The sequence below is a fragment of the Treponema sp. genome (genome assembly GCF_017430385.1).
Lineage (GTDB): Bacteria > Spirochaetota > Spirochaetia > Treponematales > Treponemataceae > Treponema_D.
The window spans coordinates 1-15783 of record NZ_JAFRNB010000034.1 but is presented as its reverse complement, the minus strand read 5'-3'; the positions used below and the strand labels follow the sequence as shown (position 1 = coordinate 15783).

The following is a 15783-nucleotide window of genomic DNA, read 5'->3' as shown; positions in this document are numbered from 1 at the left end:
TCTGTCGTCCGTGATTTCTTCGAATGTTTCCTTCAATGTCATTTTTACTACCCGAAGTTATTTTATCATCTCGCCTAATCTTTAAATACAATACTTGTTAAGAATTCAATTGCAGAGTGCTTTTGATGCGGATGCCCTGTAGCAATTAGCAAGTGGAGTTGACTTGGATAGTTGCTTTCATTACTATAGTCTAACACAAATCGTTTTGGAGGGTTTATGAAAATAAAATCATTCTTGCTTCTTTTGGCTTCGGCATTTCTGCTGTTTTCTTGTGCGTCAGTTCCAGAACCGTCCGAAAAAACGACCGCGTTCTTGTATGGAAATGTGAAAACCGTATTCAACTGGCGGAGCAACAATTACGGAATTCCTGAAAACTTTGAGACAGAAAAAAATATCATCGTCAAGGTGAAAAATACCAGCACCGGCAAAGTGTACAGGCTCGCGGCGAACGATGAAGGCGAAATAATGAGTGCGTCACTTCCGAAAGGGCACTATCAGCTGTACAAAATCAGCGCAAAAGTGCCGGTGAACGGTCATGACTGGAAATTTGAAAATGAATTCGGTGAGGATGCTGATTTCCGTGTGATAGATGGCGTTGTGAATTTGGGAAAAATCAGCTACGACATCGACTACCAATCAGAAATCTACTACCAGTATTCGACGAGCTGGGGATTTGACCCGCAACTGGCGCACCGCAAATTTGAGATTTTGCACCCGGATTCGCAGTGGAACAATGCGATGTGGCGGCTTAGAGACGGCGAAAGGGAGTGAGTTCGCTTTTACGCTTGTTTAAGATACAAATAATAGTTTTGTCCATCAGAACATCGTGCTCATCAGTAGGAATCTCGTCAACAATCTGGCAGGGGAGAGCGGTTCCGCACAAAAACGGTTCCGCTCCGCCTTTCCGCATTTCTTCTATATAAATGTCATAAAATCCCTTGCCGTGACCGAGCCTTTTTCCGTCTTTTGTGAATGCAACTCCGGGAACTAATACAAAGGGGGAAGTCTCCCCCTCGCTCCCATCCCGAGTCGCTTCGCGAATTGTCCCTGCAAGCAGTGCCAATTCTCTCCGCTTTGTCGGTTTGTCCGCTACCCCTTCTCCTAAGGGGCTTTGCCCCTTAAAATCCCCAAACTTTTGCAGCCCGGCTTTCGGCTCGCGGATTCCAAACGCTCCTGTCTCAAGCTGCTCTTCAAGAGGCTTTTTTCCGTCTAAAAAATAAAAATCCATCCTGCTACGGCCGTTTTTCAATTCTTCAAAATCAACTTTGGGGACGGCGACTTTTTTTCCTTTTTCAAGCGCGTCCAAAATGACCGGAATGCAGTCGGCTTCAAGCTTATCGGGGATATAGGCCAGAATCAAATCAGCTTTTTTATATTCATCCAGCGCAGTAACTTTTTCGCACAGGTTTTCGGCGAGCGAATGCCTTTCCCTGCAAGAGAGTTTTTCAAGGTAAGATTTTTGAATCTCCTTCATTTTCTTGCGCAAATCTTTTTTTAAATTCAAAATCATAATGCAATTTTAACGAATGTGTGATAAAATTGAAAGGAAATGTCAATTCACACAAAAAAAAGAGGTACACAATGCTTAATATCAACAACAATGCTGCGCTTCGCAAACAGGAAATTCTTGTTAAAATCGCAAAATTGCAGCTGGAAGGAAAGCTCGATGAGGGCGTTCACTTTATTCCAAAAGAAATGGTTCCGAAAAACAGCCCTTCAATCCGCTGTTGTGTTTATCATGACCGCGAAATCGTAAGGGAGCGCGTAATTGCCCGCATGGGATTCTCTGTCGAGGACCTTGATGAGGACAAACGCCTTTCTGACTTCGCAAAAGAGGCTTTGAACCGCGAAAAACCGACATGGCCAATCCTCACTTTCATCAACGATGCTTGTAACGGCTGTGTAAAAACTCAGTTCGTTCCGACAAACGCATGTCAGGCTTGTCTTGCACGCCCTTGTAAGGTCAACTGTCCGAAACAGGCTATCGAAATCTACGACCACCGCGCACACATCGACCCAGAAAAATGTATCAAATGTGGTCTCTGCGCACAGAACTGTCCGTATCACGCAATCGTAAAAATCCCTATTCCTTGTGAAGAGGCTTGCCCGGTTGGAGCAATCACCCGCAACGAAGAGACTGGCCACGAGCAGATTGATTACGACAAATGTATTTTCTGCGGAAAATGTATGAGCAGCTGTCCGTTCGGTGCCGTAATGGAAAAATCTCAGCTCGTCGATGTTATCAAGCACATCATGAACGCCAAGAAGGTCGTCGCAATGTATGCTCCTGCAATCGGCGCACAGTTCAAGGGCGCAAAAGTCGGCCAGCTTGAAAGTGCTTTGCTCAAGGCCGGTTTCAGCCGTGTTTGGGAAGTTGCAATCGGTGCTGACATCACTGCTGACCGTGAGGCCGCAGAGTTTGCCGAGCGAATGGAACGCGGTGACAAAATGATGACGACGAGCTGTTGTCCGGCTTATGTCCGTGCCGTTCAGATTCACGCGCCAGAGCTTAAAAATTGTGTCTCAGAGACAAAATCTCCGATGATTTACACTGCCGAGCTTGCCAAAAAAGCTGATCCTGACTGTATCACAGTTTTCGTTGGCCCTTGTCTTGCAAAAAAACGCGAAGGCTACGACAACGAGCTTGTTGACTATGTTCTTTCTGTCGAGGAAGTCAGCGCGCTTTTGGCAGCAAAAGAAATTGATGTTTCTAAAATGGAAGCAAAACCAGGCAAATACAACCCGACTGTCTCAGCACGAAACTTCGCTAAGACCGGTGGCGTTGCCGAGAGCGTAAAAATCCGTCTCAAGGACGATTCGATTTTGCGTCCGGTCGTCATCAACGGTCTCGACAAAGCGGGAATCAAAGCCTTGCAGAATTACGGCAAAATCAACGCGGGAACGATTCCGACACCGCCTGACTGCCCGAACCTCATCGAAGTCATGGCGTGCGAGGGCGGCTGTATCGCAGGTCCTTCTGTCATCATGAACCCGAAAGCCGGTACTGCATTGCTCAACATGTACGCAAACGCAGGCTCAAAAGAGCTTGTAGACGGAATCCCGCCGAAATGCGACATGGACGAAGTGATTCGGAATGAGAAATGAGCAGTTAGGAATGAGTAATGAGTAATTGAAAAGGGGGATTGTGAGAGAAAAAGAGCGGATTTTCCTTGTCTTATTGATTTTTCTGCATTACACTTAATGCAAGTTCCGCATCTTGCGTGGCAAAAATACTGCAAGGAGAAACTATGAAATCTAAATTCTTTATACGGGGGGGGGGTACTGTTACTAGTCTTCCTCCTCGTTTTGTTTAATTCCTGCTCTTCTTTCTCATCTGAGTCCGAAAATGACGGCTCAATCAAGATTCAGTTTGATTCAAAAATCATTCAGAATGTCCTTTCAGGGCGGAGCGCAATCACTTATGACTCTGAAAAAGATGAGGTTGCATACGCCGGCGATGTCTCTTTCCGTCTTACGGCTATTCTTTCAGGCGATTACGCTGCAGAGGCCAGTCACAAGCTCACCGAGCAGGAACTTGCGAACCTTGAATCAGTTTCGCTCTCTATCGACAAAATTCCAGTCGACTCGCATGTAAAACTCGATGTGTCGCTCGCCTATGTTTGGGTTTACAATTCTGAGCATCATCACGAATCCAACATTGCTCCGCGAAACTATCCGATTTATGCAGGGAGCACGGAAGTTGATATGGCTTCTGGGGAAAACCATGTCTCGGTCACGCTCAAAAACGCGACCGTTCCCTATTTTTCAAGAACAACAAAGAGTCAGTATTTCAAATCGAGTGGCACGGTCAAATTGTACGGAACGCTTGTCACACCGCTCGTGTATCAACTGGTGACGGGCGAAATTTGTCCTGCGCTCTACTACTTTGTCTCGGAAAAAGCTCCAGACGATGTATCCGCTGAATTCCAAAAATATCTCGCCTCTCCCAGTTCAGACGATTATAAAGGAGAGGACTACACATTTACCCCTGTTGACACGGAATATGGAAACACTTCTGCTTCTCAGGCAACGGGCTTCATGTATGAAGACACGAACCGCTATGATTATCCGTCTGAATCCATTGATGTTTCAAACCGCACGACTGATTTTTATGCCGGTTGGGCGATTGCCTACAAAACGCCGCAGGGAACAGAAAAATATCTTTTCTCTGATGTCACCAAATTCACCCACGGCTCAACTTTCTCGATTGCCAGCGTTTCCTATACCAATTCTACGGGAGAAGACTACGAACTTGCGGGGAGCGTGTCGAAAGACAACTTCAAAATCAAAGAAAACTGGAACGGAAACGAAGTCGAAGGTGACATTGAAAACTACCTTTCTGACAGCGACATCACAGACGCGAACAAATTCCTCGGCGCAAAGACTTTCATGTTCCAAAGATACAACAGCGAAACTTCTTCTTGCTGGGTAAACATCAAATTCGCCCTGCCAGATTTTAGCGACTGCGAGTTGAGTTTTCACTCTGACTCTCGGACTGATGAGAACGGCACGACTTTTGTTTCTAAAGGGGTTTCGCTCACTCAAAAAGGTGGCTCTGCCGCTAGCGAATCGTTTTATGACAGATTCTATCCTTCAACCTATTCTTATACAAATGGAGAAACTGCTCTTGTTCCGTATTCAAATGTCTGTAATTGGACACTCAACGGAAAGCCGGTTGAAAATCAGTCGGGTAGTGCCACTTACCTTGATGCAACAGACATTGGCACGGGCGCACTTCAACTTGAACTCACCGTCACGCCAACGGAAGAAGTGGCTCAGTATTGCGTGGACGGTAGCGAAGCAAAAACATACAAATTCACTTATACGCTGAAATAGGGCGGTAACGGTGTAATCTGCCTTCTTGTGGCAATTTCTTTCGTGAATTTCGGGAGTGTTTTTCAGTACAAGCGTTTCCCCTCGTGTGATTTGTACGATTTTTCACGCGGGGGGATTTTTGTTTTTCGCTAAAATGCGCTATACTTGCTGTGCGTAAAAATGTGTGTGATACGAAAAATCCTTTGCAAAATAGTCATTCTCTGCGCTTCGTGTGCACTGTTTGCCCAGTCTCCTTCGATTCGGCTCGGCGTGCTCAAAGGCATTTCCTGTGCGCCGTGCGCATATTTAATCGAAAACAAAGAAAAACTCGCCGTGCAGAACATGAATTTTCAGATTTTTGACTCCGCCCAGTCTGAGCTTCCAAAACTGCTCCGCGGCGAGCTTGATGCGGGCTTTCTTACGGCAGAGGACGCGGCAAAAGTCTTTACGGCGGGGAAGGGTGCGTTGGTGTGCGTGGGCGTGGTTCAAAATGGAAACGCTGTGCTTCTCTCGCGCGAAGAAAATGTGACTGCATTGGAAGATGTGCGCGGAAAGCGCGTTTTGTGCTCAGCGAATGATTCTGCGGCGAAAGTCTTTGAGCATCTTCTTTTAAAAAAAGGCATTCCGGTCGCTCAGGGCGCGTCTTCCGTTGCGCTTGATTTTTCCGTTCCGCAGGCGAATATCGCGAACAAACTGATTTTGGGCGAAGAATCTTTCGCGCTTTTGTCTGAGCCGTATGCGACTGTGGCGCTTTTAAATGCAAAAGAAATTCGCCGTGCTGAGTCAGTGCAAAAAATCTACAGTGAAAGCGAGGATTTCAGCACCTATCCTGCCATGTTTTTGGTGGTGCGAGCGGATTTTGCGAGAGAAAACCGCGATTTGATTCGGCGATTTTCCGATGTGTACAAAAATGCGCTGAACTGGACGAACAAAAATCCGAGCAAAGCCGCCTTGCTCGCAGAAAAACACGGGCTGGGGCTTTCTCAGGCGGTCACGAGCGCGGCAATCCCGAACGCGGCGCTTACATGGCGCGACGGAAAATCAGCAAAATCCGACATCGAAAAATACCTCACGATTTTAAAGCGCGAAATCCCAACAGAAGAATTTTATTTTTAACCACAGATGCGCTAACCGCGCGAGCGGTGTGTCAATAATTTCTTCTCATGCAAACGACACGAAGTGCCGTATTACACAGATGTCACAGATGAAAAATCCTATCTGTGTAATCTGTGGTTTATTTTTTTCCGCCATAGGTGCGATTTGTTTCTTCTATTTGGTCTCGCACTGTGGCGGGTTTCGGAGACGGTCTCTTTGATTGCGGTCGTGATGTTGTCGGCGTACATGACGACCATGCCGTTTTCGTTTCGCGTGGCTCGTCCGACAATCTGAATCAAACTCGTCGTTGAGCGTAAAAAATCCTTGACAGATGAAATTTTTCAAGTTATATTCAGAGTAACTTCATTCATCCAGCCTTTGCAAAAAATCAAAGTTTTGGAAATATCCCTCTCTGTATACTATACGGGGGGGGGGTAAATATAATTCGTCTGATTTTCAGACAAAGGAGTTTACCCATGAAAAAACTTTTCAAACTTCAGGCACTTCTTGCCGCAATTTTGATGGCGTTTTCGTTCGCTTCGTGCAGCGGAGACGATGACGATGATGATTCCCCTTCAAAAACAACTTACACAGGCTCGTTTTCGCTTGCAGGAGCGAATTACACGACGCTCAACATTATGAGCGACGGCAACTATACTATGACGGGCGACAGCGACACTGATAGGGGAACTTGGGTTCTTGCTTCTGCCAGGGCGGTCGCAGTGGGCGATTACATTTTCACGAGCACGGTTCACAAGGCTTCTGACGGCACGAACGGAACATTCTCCGTGAGCATAACATCAACTTCAGTCACAATGGAAACAGGCACTCTCACGGCGAGCGGTACTGGAATCGTTGTCAAAAAATCTTCTGGCTCTGCACCACTTGCGGGCGTTTTTGTTCAAGAAGAAGAAAAAAATGAGGCTAAAATGCCGCACTATGACCAGTTCACTTTCAATTCAGACGGCACATTCTATAAGGAGACGATTTGCAAGGACGGAGTGGGCGGTTATCGCAAAATAACATACTTGTATACGGCTGACACTTCAACACGGACTATTTCCGCTACCGTAAGGGGAATGTGGTTTCCGACTGATATTGACAAATATGTCGAGGTCGTGAAAGAGGAGCAGGCCAATTACTCTTCAACTTCAAATCATAAGGCATCAGAATTCACTTGGAAAGAATATTCTAAAGATGAGTATAAAAAAGTTTATACTGAGTATTTGACCAAAATGGAATATGAATCAAAAGTAATAGACTTTAACCTACAGGAAAGTGAGAGTTATTTTCTTGATGCTGTGGAATATGTTTACACGCTTGACGGAAACAGTCTCATTTTGGCTGGTAAAATTGATTTAGATTCAGTTTTTAGCGAGACTGGTTCGGTATTGAGTGCGGTTTACGATTCAACTGTCTCACTCGGCGATATGTATTTGGGAAACATCTGCTTTATCTATATGTCTTATGGAGAAACAGTTTCTATTGTGTCGTATAGCACAGTCGATTGGAACAAAAACGCTAAGACTATCACTTGTTCGGGCGGAAAATATTCTTCTAACAGTTCTCAGCAAGAAGAAAGCGTTGATAACTTGGCTATGACTTATGTCCTTTCAGAATTTGACAGCAAATTGACAGTCACATTCACAGAGGTTCCATCTCAGGTGGCTGATTTGAAGGGAAAATCCGTCGTTATGGTGAACCCTGTTGTTGCGCACGGCGGTCCTGATCTATACGAGCTTACGAAACAGCAGTAAGCATCACAAATTAAATCTGTATTCTGTTTTTCGGAGATGAGTTTTTCAGATTTTCCAGCACCTCCTTTCCCCGCATGTTCTTACGATTTCATGCGGGGATTTTATATTTTTTGGCTATTTTCCTTTTCCATAAGTACGCTCAATTTCCAAAATCTGGTCACGCACGGCGGCCGCTTCTTCGTACTCTCCGAACCGAAAAATCCCTCCTTGGATTTTCGGTTCGCACGAGAAAATTCTGTTCACCTTGCGGCAAACAGAATTTTCTCTCTTTGCTTTTACCCTACATCCTGTAGGGCGCTTTGATTTTTCTACTTTTCGTAGGTTCTGTTGATTTCTTCGATTTGGTCTCGGATTGCGGCTGCCTGTTCGTATTCGAGCCTATCCGCATAGTCGCTCATTTCTTTTTTTAGCGCGTCGATGACTTTCTTTCGCTGCTTGGGGTCGAAGAGATTTGCAGTTTTCTTCAAAAGCCCAAGTTCAAGCTCGGCGTTTTCTTCGGCATCCTGCTGCTGACGAACGAGAATGTCCTGCACGGCTTTCGAGACCGTATGCGGTGTGATTCCGTGCTCCTCGTTGTATTTCTGCTGGATTTCCCGCCTTCGCTTTGTCTCGCCGACAGTTTCTTTGATTGCGGGAGTGATGTTGTCGGCGTACATGACGACCATGCCGTTCTCGTTTCGGGCGGCACGACCTACAATCTGAATCAAACTCGTGGTCGAGCGCAAAAATCCGATTTTGTCCGCGTCAAGGATTGCGATAAAGCTGACTTCAGGCAGGTCAATTCCCTCTCTCAGGAGGTTGATTCCAATCAGAACATCGATTTCGCCCGTTCTGAGCGACTTTAGAATCTCCACGCGCTCAAAAGTATCGATTTCGGAGTGAATGTATTTTACTTTGAGATTTAGCCCCAGAAGATAGTCCGTCAAATCTTCAGCCATCTTTTTGGTCAGAGTAAGAATCAGACTTCGCTCGCCTTTTTCGATCCGTGCTTTTACTTCCTTATAAATGTCTTCCATCTGACCTTCGCTCGGCCGTATATCGATAAGCGGATCCAAAAGACCCGTCGGACGGATAATCTGCTCGACAATCTGAGTACTCTGCTTGATTTCTTCTGGGCGGGGGGTGGCCGTGACATAAATCACCTGGTTAATCTTCTTCCAGAATTCATCGGATTTAAGCGGGCGGTTATCAAGGGCACTAGGCAGGCGGAATCCAAAATCAACAAGGTTCTGCTTTCGGCTTCGGTCTCCCTCGTACATCGCTCCAATCTGCGGAACCGTGACATGGGCCTCATCAATAAGACACAAAAAATCATCCGGGAAGTAGTGGAGAAGGGTTGCGGGCGGCTCGCCAGTTTTTCGGCCGGAAATAGGACCTGAGTAATTTTCGATTCCTGAGCAGTAACCCATTTCCTTCATCATCTCGATGTCATAAGTCGTTCGGGTTTTGAGTCGTTCTGCTTCGATCATTTTGCCCGCTGCCTGCAAAGTCTCGACACGCTCTTCAAGTTCTTTTTGAATCCGCTCCGTGGCAGAAACAAGCGCGTCATGCGGAACAACGAAGTGCTTTGCCGGGTAAAGCTGCAATTCGTCCAGCTCTTCTTCGGTGGCACGGTTCAGAACATTGAATCGTTTGATGCTCGCAATCTCGTCAAAATCAAGCTCGATTCTGTAGGCTGTGTCGGTCTCCATGTAAGGCGGATAGACTTCGATAACATCCCCGCGCACACGGAAATTGCCCCTGTCCAGAACCATGTCGTTGCGCTGATATTGAATCGAAGCCAGGTCCCGCTCGAATTTTCGTAAATCCAGGATATCGCCCTTTTCGATGTGAACGCGCATATCCTTGTACAAATCCGGCATACCCAAACCGTAAATGCAGCTCACGGTTGCCACGACGATTACATCCCGGCGTTCCATCAAAGAATAAGTGGCGGCAAGGCGGAGCTTGTCAATCTCGTCGTTTACATCGGCATCTTTTTCGATATATAAATCGCGCGCAGGAACATAAGCTTCTGGCTGGTAGTAGTCGTAATAAGAGACAAAATATTCAACGGCATTGTTCGGGAAAAATGACTTGAACTCGCGGTAAAGCTGTGCCGAAAGGGTCTTGTTGTGGCTGATAATGAGAGTGGGCCTCTGAACCTTCTCGATAATCTTTGCCATCGTGAAGGTCTTGCCTGAGCCGGTAACGCCTTTGAGAGTCTGAAAACGGTCGCCCTTCAGGAACCCCGCAGAAAGTTTTTCGATTGCCTGCCCCTGATCGCCCGAAGGCTGGTATGGGCTTACGACTTGGAATTTACGCATGAGGACAGTATAGCATGTACGAAGGGGGAAGTCACGGTTTAATCTTGTATAAAAATGTGTAAAAATCAGTGTAAAAAGCAATAAAAATGTGTAAAAATGTCATAAAAATGCTTTAATTTTGTGTAAAAATTCTATAATATCCAAGTATGTACAGGAAAGCATTTGTAAAACTTGCAGAATGGAAAGCCTCTTCCAGAAGAAAACCTCTGATATTGAAGGGTGCCCGCCAGGTTGGAAAAACCTGGCTTATGAAAGAATTTGGCAGGCAGAATTACGAAAAAAACTTTTATTTTTCTTTTGAAAAAGATGCCGAACTTGCAAAGATTTTTGCCACGAATAAAGATCCATACAGAATAGTTTCTCTTTTGGGGGCAATTAAAAATGATAAAATTGAAAAAGAAAAGCATCTGATAATTTTTGATGAAATTCAGGAATGTCCGGATGCGCTTAATTCTCTAAAATATTTTTGTGAAGATGCCAATGAATATCATGTGGTTGCCGCAGGAAGTCTTTTAGGAACATTGTTGGCAGAGCCAATGAGCTATCCGGTCGGAAAAGTAAATCTTCTTGATGTTTATCCAATGGATTTTGAAGAATTTTTGGGAGCCGTAAATCCACCGCTTTTAAAATATCTTGAAGAAACACCGCCTCATGAAATCATCTCAATTCAGCATACAAAACTTATAGAACAGTATCATGACTATCTGATCGTGGGAGGACTTCCTGAATGTGTAGCAAGCTGGGCAGAAGAGCAAAATTCTGGAACTGTTTTGCAGATTCAAAAAGAACTTCTTTCTTTGTATGAAAATGATATTGCAAAACATAATAAAAAAATTGATGCAGGGCGTATTCTTCTGGTCTTCAAAAGTCTTGTGACTCAACTTTCAAAAGAAAATGAAAAATTTATTTATGGCTGTGTAAAACAAGGTGCCCGTGCGCGTGAATTTGAAGTGGCGATTGAATGGCTTGTAAGCGCAGGCCTTGTTCTTCGGATTTATGATGTAAAAAAGTCAGAGCACCCATTAAAAGCGTTTGAAGATTTTTCAAGTTTCAAGCTTTTCTTTTTTGATGTCGGGTTGGCAAAATGTGCAGCTCAGGTTGAGAATAAACAGATTGTCCTGGATTCTGATTTTCAGTTCAAAGGTGCTCTTACAGAAAATTATTGTTTGCAGCAGTTTCATGCAAATCTTGAAAACGACATTCATTATTATTCCCCTGCTCAAAATTACGAAGTAGATTTTCTTTTACAGAATGAAATGCAGATAATTCCAGTTGAATGCAAGTCAGGCGGAAATGTAACATCTGCAAGTTTTAAACGCTACCGCAGAGAACAACAGCCCGAACTTGCAATAAGACTTTCACAGCTGGAATACAAAGAACAGGAAGATATGATAAATGTCCCGCTGTATCTGGCTGATAGAATAAACAAATTGAATATTGTATTCAAATCTTGAGATAAATGCAAGTTAAGGGGATATTATTTCATATAATTCCGAATATTACCCCTTTAACTAAGTTTTTACTTATTAATCTGTCTTATGAGGTCCAAAAATCTAAAACCGGGATTTGTTTTGAGGGACCTCTTCGCCCCTCCTGCCCAACTGTTGAATATCTCTCGGAAATACATTAGAATAAATCATTAAACATTATTCTATTTTTTGAGGTAACATATTATGTTGATGACAAACGAAATCAAAGTCGGAACAGCTTTCATGTATGAAGGTGCACCACTCATCGTTCAGAAGATGCTCGGTCAGAAGTCTGGCCGCCAGGGCATGGTTACAAAACTCCGTGTTGCTAACATCGTAACAGGCGGAACTCAGGATTTGGGTCTCGATGCTGGTGAAAAATTTGAGGAAGTTGAGCTTGTTGAAAAGAATGTAAAACTTTCTTACATCGATGGAAACGACTATCACTTCATGGATCAGGAAACATACGATGACATCACTTTGGAGAAGGACTACCTCGGCGACAACGCCGGCTACATCTCTCCGGATGATGACTACGAAGTAAAAATCACATACTACAACGAGAAGCCGGTTGGTGTTCGCTTGCCAATCCAGGTAACTCGCACAATCACATACTGTGAGCCAGGCGTTAAGGGTGATACATCAGGAAAATCAACAAAACCTGCTACCCTCGACACAGGTATGGAAGTTAAAGTTCCATTGTTCTGTAACACAGATGACCGCATCGTAATCGATACACGCGACGGTTCATTCGTAGAGCGCGCAAAGGACTAATTCGAACCAAAAATCCATCCATGGATTTTTGGATTCGTACGAGAATTTTTCTACCGAAAAATTCTTTGGCATTGTTCCCGCATCCTTGCGGGAAGGAATTATCCCAATAATTGCATAATGGCAGTGTGATCAACGGATTGCACTGCTTTTTTTATTTTCTTGTACTTTTCTTCAAAATCTTTTGGCATGGAATATTTTTCCAGTTCTGCCATGATTGAGTCCGCACTGTCAAAATCAAATACACTTACGACTTCTTTTAATGCAGAAAGGGCATCATTGAGTTTTGCCTGCTCAATTTGGGGGCGACTATCTTCTTGCGGGGCAGCCGGAATCCCCAAAAGTGAGGCAAGTTTCTGACTGTAGCTCTTGTAAAGTGTGATAAGCGGTGGTGTTTTTTCGTTTATGATGGAAACTGCATCTTTGTCGCCCAATTTAGCTTCATCACCGCATTTTTCCAAAAAAGCCGCCTGTTCTGAAAGTTCCATGGCACCGATGAGCCTTGCGCTGCTTTTGAGTGCGTGAACCAGAACCGTGTAGTCATTCCAGTTTTCTGCGTTCTTGTATTGCTCAATAAGGTCGGATTTTTCATCGATTGAATCATAAAAATTTTTAATTGCGCTTAAAAATATTTCACCTGAAGCGCAGTTATGAATTCCATTTACAATATCAAGGTCAAAAATCTTCTTCCAGATGCCGATTGCTTCACGTGCGCCCTTACTGTTTACAGGCGGATTTCGCCGTTCTACTCCGTTCCAGCCGCCCGATTTCTTTTCGATGAATCCTTCCTGTCCTGAGTGGAGGATTTTTTCACGGGGAAGGTAGCGGGCCAGCATTTCCTCGAGCTTGCTTGCTTCAACAGGTTTTGAAAGATAGTCATCAAATCCTGCCTCGATATACATTTCTTTTGCTCCGGAGATTGCATTCGCCGTGAGAGCAATGCAGGTGCTGTATCGGTTCCTGCTGCTTTCATCGCCTCGAAGGACATGGAGCATTTCGATTCCGTCCATTTTCGGCATTCTGTGGTCAACCAGAATCATGTCGTATTTCTTTTCCCTGGCCATTTTGAGCGCATCGAATCCGCTTTCGGCTGTATCAACATGAATCCTTGTGCTGCTTAAAAGTCCTCTGATGACGGTGAGGTTGAGCGGCGTGTCATCGACAACAAGGATTTTCGCATCCGGGGCCTGGAAACTTTCTTTGTAAGCTGCGGTTTCTGCTTCAAGCTTTTCCTTCATTTCCTCATATTCGCCGATATTGTCCCAGTCAAGGACTTCCTGCTCGACTTTGAAAGAGAAATCGCTTCCTTTGCCGTACACGCTCCTTACTTCAAGCTTTGAACCCATCGCCTGCAAAAGATTCTTGACGATGTTCATGCCCAAACCAGTTCCTTCGATAGTCCTGTTCCGTCTTTCCTCGATTCTCTCAAACGGATCGAAAAGTTTTTTGATGTCTTCCTGCTTGATTCCGATTCCTGTGTCTACGACCTGCGCCCAAAGATTGATTTTATCGTCCCCGGCTCTCTCAAATCCTATGTTCATGGTGACTGAGCCTTTCGGTGTGTATTTGACCGCGTTCGTGAGGATGTTGAGAATACACTGCTTGATTCGGATTTCGTCTCCGTGAAGGTGGTGAGGCATTGTCTTGTCGATGTTGATGATGAAATCCAGCCCCTTCTTTTGCGCCCTTGTTGAAATCATGTTTTCCAAATCCACGATTGTTGAGGCAAGGTCATAATCAACAGGAATGATGTCCAGTTTGCCGGCCTCAATTTTTGAGAAGTCAAGGATATCGTTTACAATAGAAAGAAGTGATTTGCCGCTGGACTGAATATCGCGGGCATAAGTCTGAATCTGCGGCTCCGTGCTTTCGCGGATAATCATTTCGTCCAGTCCAAGAACTGCGTTGATAGGCGTTCGGATTTCGTGGCTCATGTTGCTCAAAAAGCTTGTTTTTGCCTGATTTGCCGAATTGACTGCGATAAAGTCCTGCTTTAGCCGCCTGAAAAGTTCGTTGAAAGTGTGCGCGAGGGAATCAAGCTCATCGTGCTTTGAACCGACCGCAAGGAGTGCGTCAAGATTCGAGCTGGAGATGCTTGCCGCGGCCTTTGTCATCCTGACGATTGGCTTCAGCGTGCGTTTCGCTATTAAAAATGAAGTGAGGTATGAGATTAACAGGAGCGGAATGATTCCTATGGCAAGCGGGCGAGGGGTAAGGAATTTAAAGAGATTTGCCATCTCATCTCTGTCTATGGAATTTGAAATCTGAATTATGTAATTGTCTGCGGCAATCTGGACTCTCTCGGTCGCGTAAATAAGCTTTAGGTCTCCGTCAGTAAAAAAATCTTTTTCTTCGTATTCCTTTGCCACACCGTTCGTTTCAGGAAGAATAGGAATGTACGGAGCATTTGACGCTATGAGGCTTTTTGTATCAGCATCATAGACTGTGTAAATTATGTAGTAAGGAAGATCCCGTTCGGCAACGAAAAGGGAAGAGTTGCTCTTGATTGAAAAAATTATCTTGGTGAAGGACTCGTCGATTTCTTTTTCTTTTGCCGTGCGTGAATTTCTTCCGATTACAATGATGAAATGTGCTGCAAGGGCAATTTCGAGCAATGCAAGGAGAAAAGAAAATTGAAGGGCGATTCTTTGTGCAAGAGATTTCATTTGTTACTCCTCATTTTCTTCGGTCTTTATGGAAGGGTACTCTGTTGAAGTCCAGGGTAAAAGTGAATTGAATTTCGTTACGGTGAGTTTTTCGCCGTCATAAGACTCTAAATCGGTGAATTCAACCGTGAATCTTGTTCCGACGCTCAGCTCTGTATTGATTTCGATGAGATTTCCTGTCTTGTTGAACCTGATTTTGTTTGCTCTTGTCAGCGGCTCGCCATTTATCAGGATGTTTTTTTGGTTGAGAGACAGGTGATTTACCGGGATATTGAATGTGACGGCAACGGTAGTCTTTGTTGATTCAATCAGCACGACCTGAAAAGGATCATGTGTTGGCGAAAACCTTAGGCCGTTGTATGAGCGGAGTTTTTGCGGGGGCTTCTGACGGTTGCCCGATGAACCTGATGATACGACTCTTTTTGCCTTTGCACAGCCAGGCGAGATGAGCATCAATGATAAAACAAAAAAGATAACTGAACGCTTTCTTTTGTTCATACATACAATTATAAGACATAAATCCGCATTTGTCGTGAAAAATTTATAAAATGTTATCTTTTGGCAAGTTGCCTGTTTTATTTATAGAAAAGCTCAGACTCGAAAGAAACGCCGTCTTCTGTTTTGCCGACGAAAGTGAGCTTCTTTTCGCTCTCATTCCGATTGCCGAAAATTTCAAGCTTCTGGCCGAGTTTTGCTTCCTTGGCATAGTTGAGCCGGAAGTCAGTGAAAACGGCCTGTCGTAAATCTTCCGGAATTGAGTCGGCTACAAAGGCACCGTAGCGCGCGTTGTTGACATGATTGTTTCCGTCGATGTCCGAGTATTTTATGGTTCTTTCATCCCATTTTTCCAAATCTTCTGGAATCTGGATTTTGCCGTATTTGAGGCAGTCATGTTCTTTCTGTG

Annotated in this window: 11 protein-coding genes and 1 pseudogene; 7 read left to right on the top strand and 5 right to left on the bottom strand. The window is 44.6% G+C overall.

What is annotated here, in order from left to right; all coding sequences use genetic code 11:
• Positions 1–216: 216 nt before the first annotated feature.
• Positions 217–771: a hypothetical protein gene (locus tag IJJ71_RS02490; protein ID WP_296845135.1), complete on the top strand. Its 555-nt coding sequence runs from the start codon at positions 217–219 to the stop codon at positions 769–771.
• On the opposite strand, the gene IJJ71_RS02485 is transcribed toward IJJ71_RS02490, so the two are convergent.
• Entirely contained in the window at positions 749–1510 is a 762-nt protein-coding gene (locus IJJ71_RS02485; RefSeq protein ID WP_296845134.1) for a 5-formyltetrahydrofolate cyclo-ligase, read from the bottom strand. The genes IJJ71_RS02490 and IJJ71_RS02485 overlap by 23 nt on opposite strands.
• Before the next feature lie 71 nt (positions 1511–1581).
• Between IJJ71_RS02485 and IJJ71_RS02480 the strand changes: the two genes are divergently transcribed.
• The 4 genes from IJJ71_RS02480 (at position 1582) to IJJ71_RS02465 (ending at position 7667) form a co-directional block, all read left to right on the top strand.
• Positions 1582–3105, top strand: coding sequence for a monomeric [FeFe] hydrogenase (locus tag IJJ71_RS02480; protein ID WP_296845133.1), 1524 nt, complete (start codon positions 1582–1584; stop codon positions 3103–3105).
• Positions 3106–3306: 201 nt separating this feature from the next.
• Positions 3307–4836 (top strand): hypothetical protein, encoded by a 1530-nt coding sequence (locus IJJ71_RS02475; protein ID WP_296845132.1) that lies wholly within the window; start codon positions 3307–3309, stop codon positions 4834–4836.
• A gap of 165 nt (positions 4837–5001) precedes the next feature.
• Entirely contained in the window at positions 5002–5931 is a 930-nt protein-coding gene (locus IJJ71_RS02470; protein ID WP_296845131.1) for an ABC transporter substrate-binding protein, read from the top strand.
• Positions 5932–6386: 455 nt separating this feature from the next.
• Positions 6387–7667, top strand: coding sequence for a hypothetical protein (locus tag IJJ71_RS02465; RefSeq protein ID WP_296845130.1), 1281 nt, complete (start codon positions 6387–6389; stop codon positions 7665–7667).
• Positions 7668–7975: 308 nt separating this feature from the next.
• Here the strand turns inward: IJJ71_RS02465 and uvrB are convergent, their stop codons facing one another.
• On the bottom strand, positions 7976–9973 hold the full coding sequence (gene uvrB, locus IJJ71_RS02460) for an excinuclease ABC subunit UvrB (RefSeq protein WP_296845129.1): 1998 nt from the start codon (positions 9971–9973) through the stop codon (positions 7976–7978).
• A 146-nt stretch (positions 9974–10119) separates the two neighbouring features.
• Here uvrB and IJJ71_RS02455 point away from each other — a divergent pair, with 146 nt between their 5' ends.
• Both IJJ71_RS02455 and efp read left to right on the top strand, forming a co-directional pair.
• The gene (locus tag IJJ71_RS02455) at positions 10120–11427 is read left to right on the top strand and encodes an ATP-binding protein (RefSeq protein WP_296845128.1); all 1308 of its coding nucleotides are present in this window, start codon (positions 10120–10122) and stop codon (positions 11425–11427) included.
• A gap of 219 nt (positions 11428–11646) precedes the next feature.
• A complete protein-coding gene (gene efp, locus IJJ71_RS02450) occupies positions 11647–12216 on the top strand; it encodes an elongation factor P (RefSeq protein ID WP_296845127.1) in 570 nt (189 codons plus the stop codon).
• 98 nt (positions 12217–12314) lie between these two features.
• Here the strand turns inward: efp and IJJ71_RS02445 are convergent, their stop codons facing one another.
• The 3 genes and pseudogenes from IJJ71_RS02445 to IJJ71_RS02435 form a co-directional block, all read right to left on the bottom strand.
• Positions 12315–14879 carry an ATP-binding protein gene (locus tag IJJ71_RS02445; protein WP_296845126.1) on the bottom strand — a complete coding sequence of 855 codons (2565 nt, stop codon included), beginning with the start codon at positions 14877–14879 and terminating at the stop codon, positions 12315–12317.
• A gap of 3 nt (positions 14880–14882) precedes the next feature.
• Entirely contained in the window at positions 14883–15377 is a 495-nt protein-coding gene (locus tag IJJ71_RS02440) for a hypothetical protein (RefSeq protein ID WP_296845125.1), read from the bottom strand.
• A 77-nt stretch (positions 15378–15454) separates the two neighbouring features.
• A pseudogene (locus IJJ71_RS02435) lies at positions 15455–15783 on the bottom strand (acyl-ACP thioesterase domain-containing protein); the annotation flags it as partial.

Coding starts and splice junctions, on each gene's coding strand:
- IJJ71_RS02490 (WP_296845135.1), top strand. CDS start 217: ATGAAAATAAAATCATTCTTGCTTCTTTTGGCTTCGGCATTTCTGCTG.
- IJJ71_RS02485 (WP_296845134.1), bottom strand. CDS start 1,510: ATGATTTTGAATTTAAAAAAAGATTTGCGCAAGAAAATGAAGGAGATT.
- IJJ71_RS02480 (WP_296845133.1), top strand. CDS start 1,582: ATGCTTAATATCAACAACAATGCTGCGCTTCGCAAACAGGAAATTCTT.
- IJJ71_RS02465 (WP_296845130.1), top strand. CDS start 6,387: ATGAAAAAACTTTTCAAACTTCAGGCACTTCTTGCCGCAATTTTGATG.
- uvrB (WP_296845129.1), bottom strand. CDS start 9,973: ATGCGTAAATTCCAAGTCGTAAGCCCATACCAGCCTTCGGGCGATCAG.
- IJJ71_RS02455 (WP_296845128.1), top strand. CDS start 10,120: ATGTACAGGAAAGCATTTGTAAAACTTGCAGAATGGAAAGCCTCTTCC.
- efp (WP_296845127.1), top strand. CDS start 11,647: ATGTTGATGACAAACGAAATCAAAGTCGGAACAGCTTTCATGTATGAA.
- IJJ71_RS02445 (WP_296845126.1), bottom strand. CDS start 14,879: ATGAAATCTCTTGCACAAAGAATCGCCCTTCAATTTTCTTTTCTCCTT.
- IJJ71_RS02440 (WP_296845125.1), bottom strand. CDS start 15,377: ATGAACAAAAGAAAGCGTTCAGTTATCTTTTTTGTTTTATCATTGATG.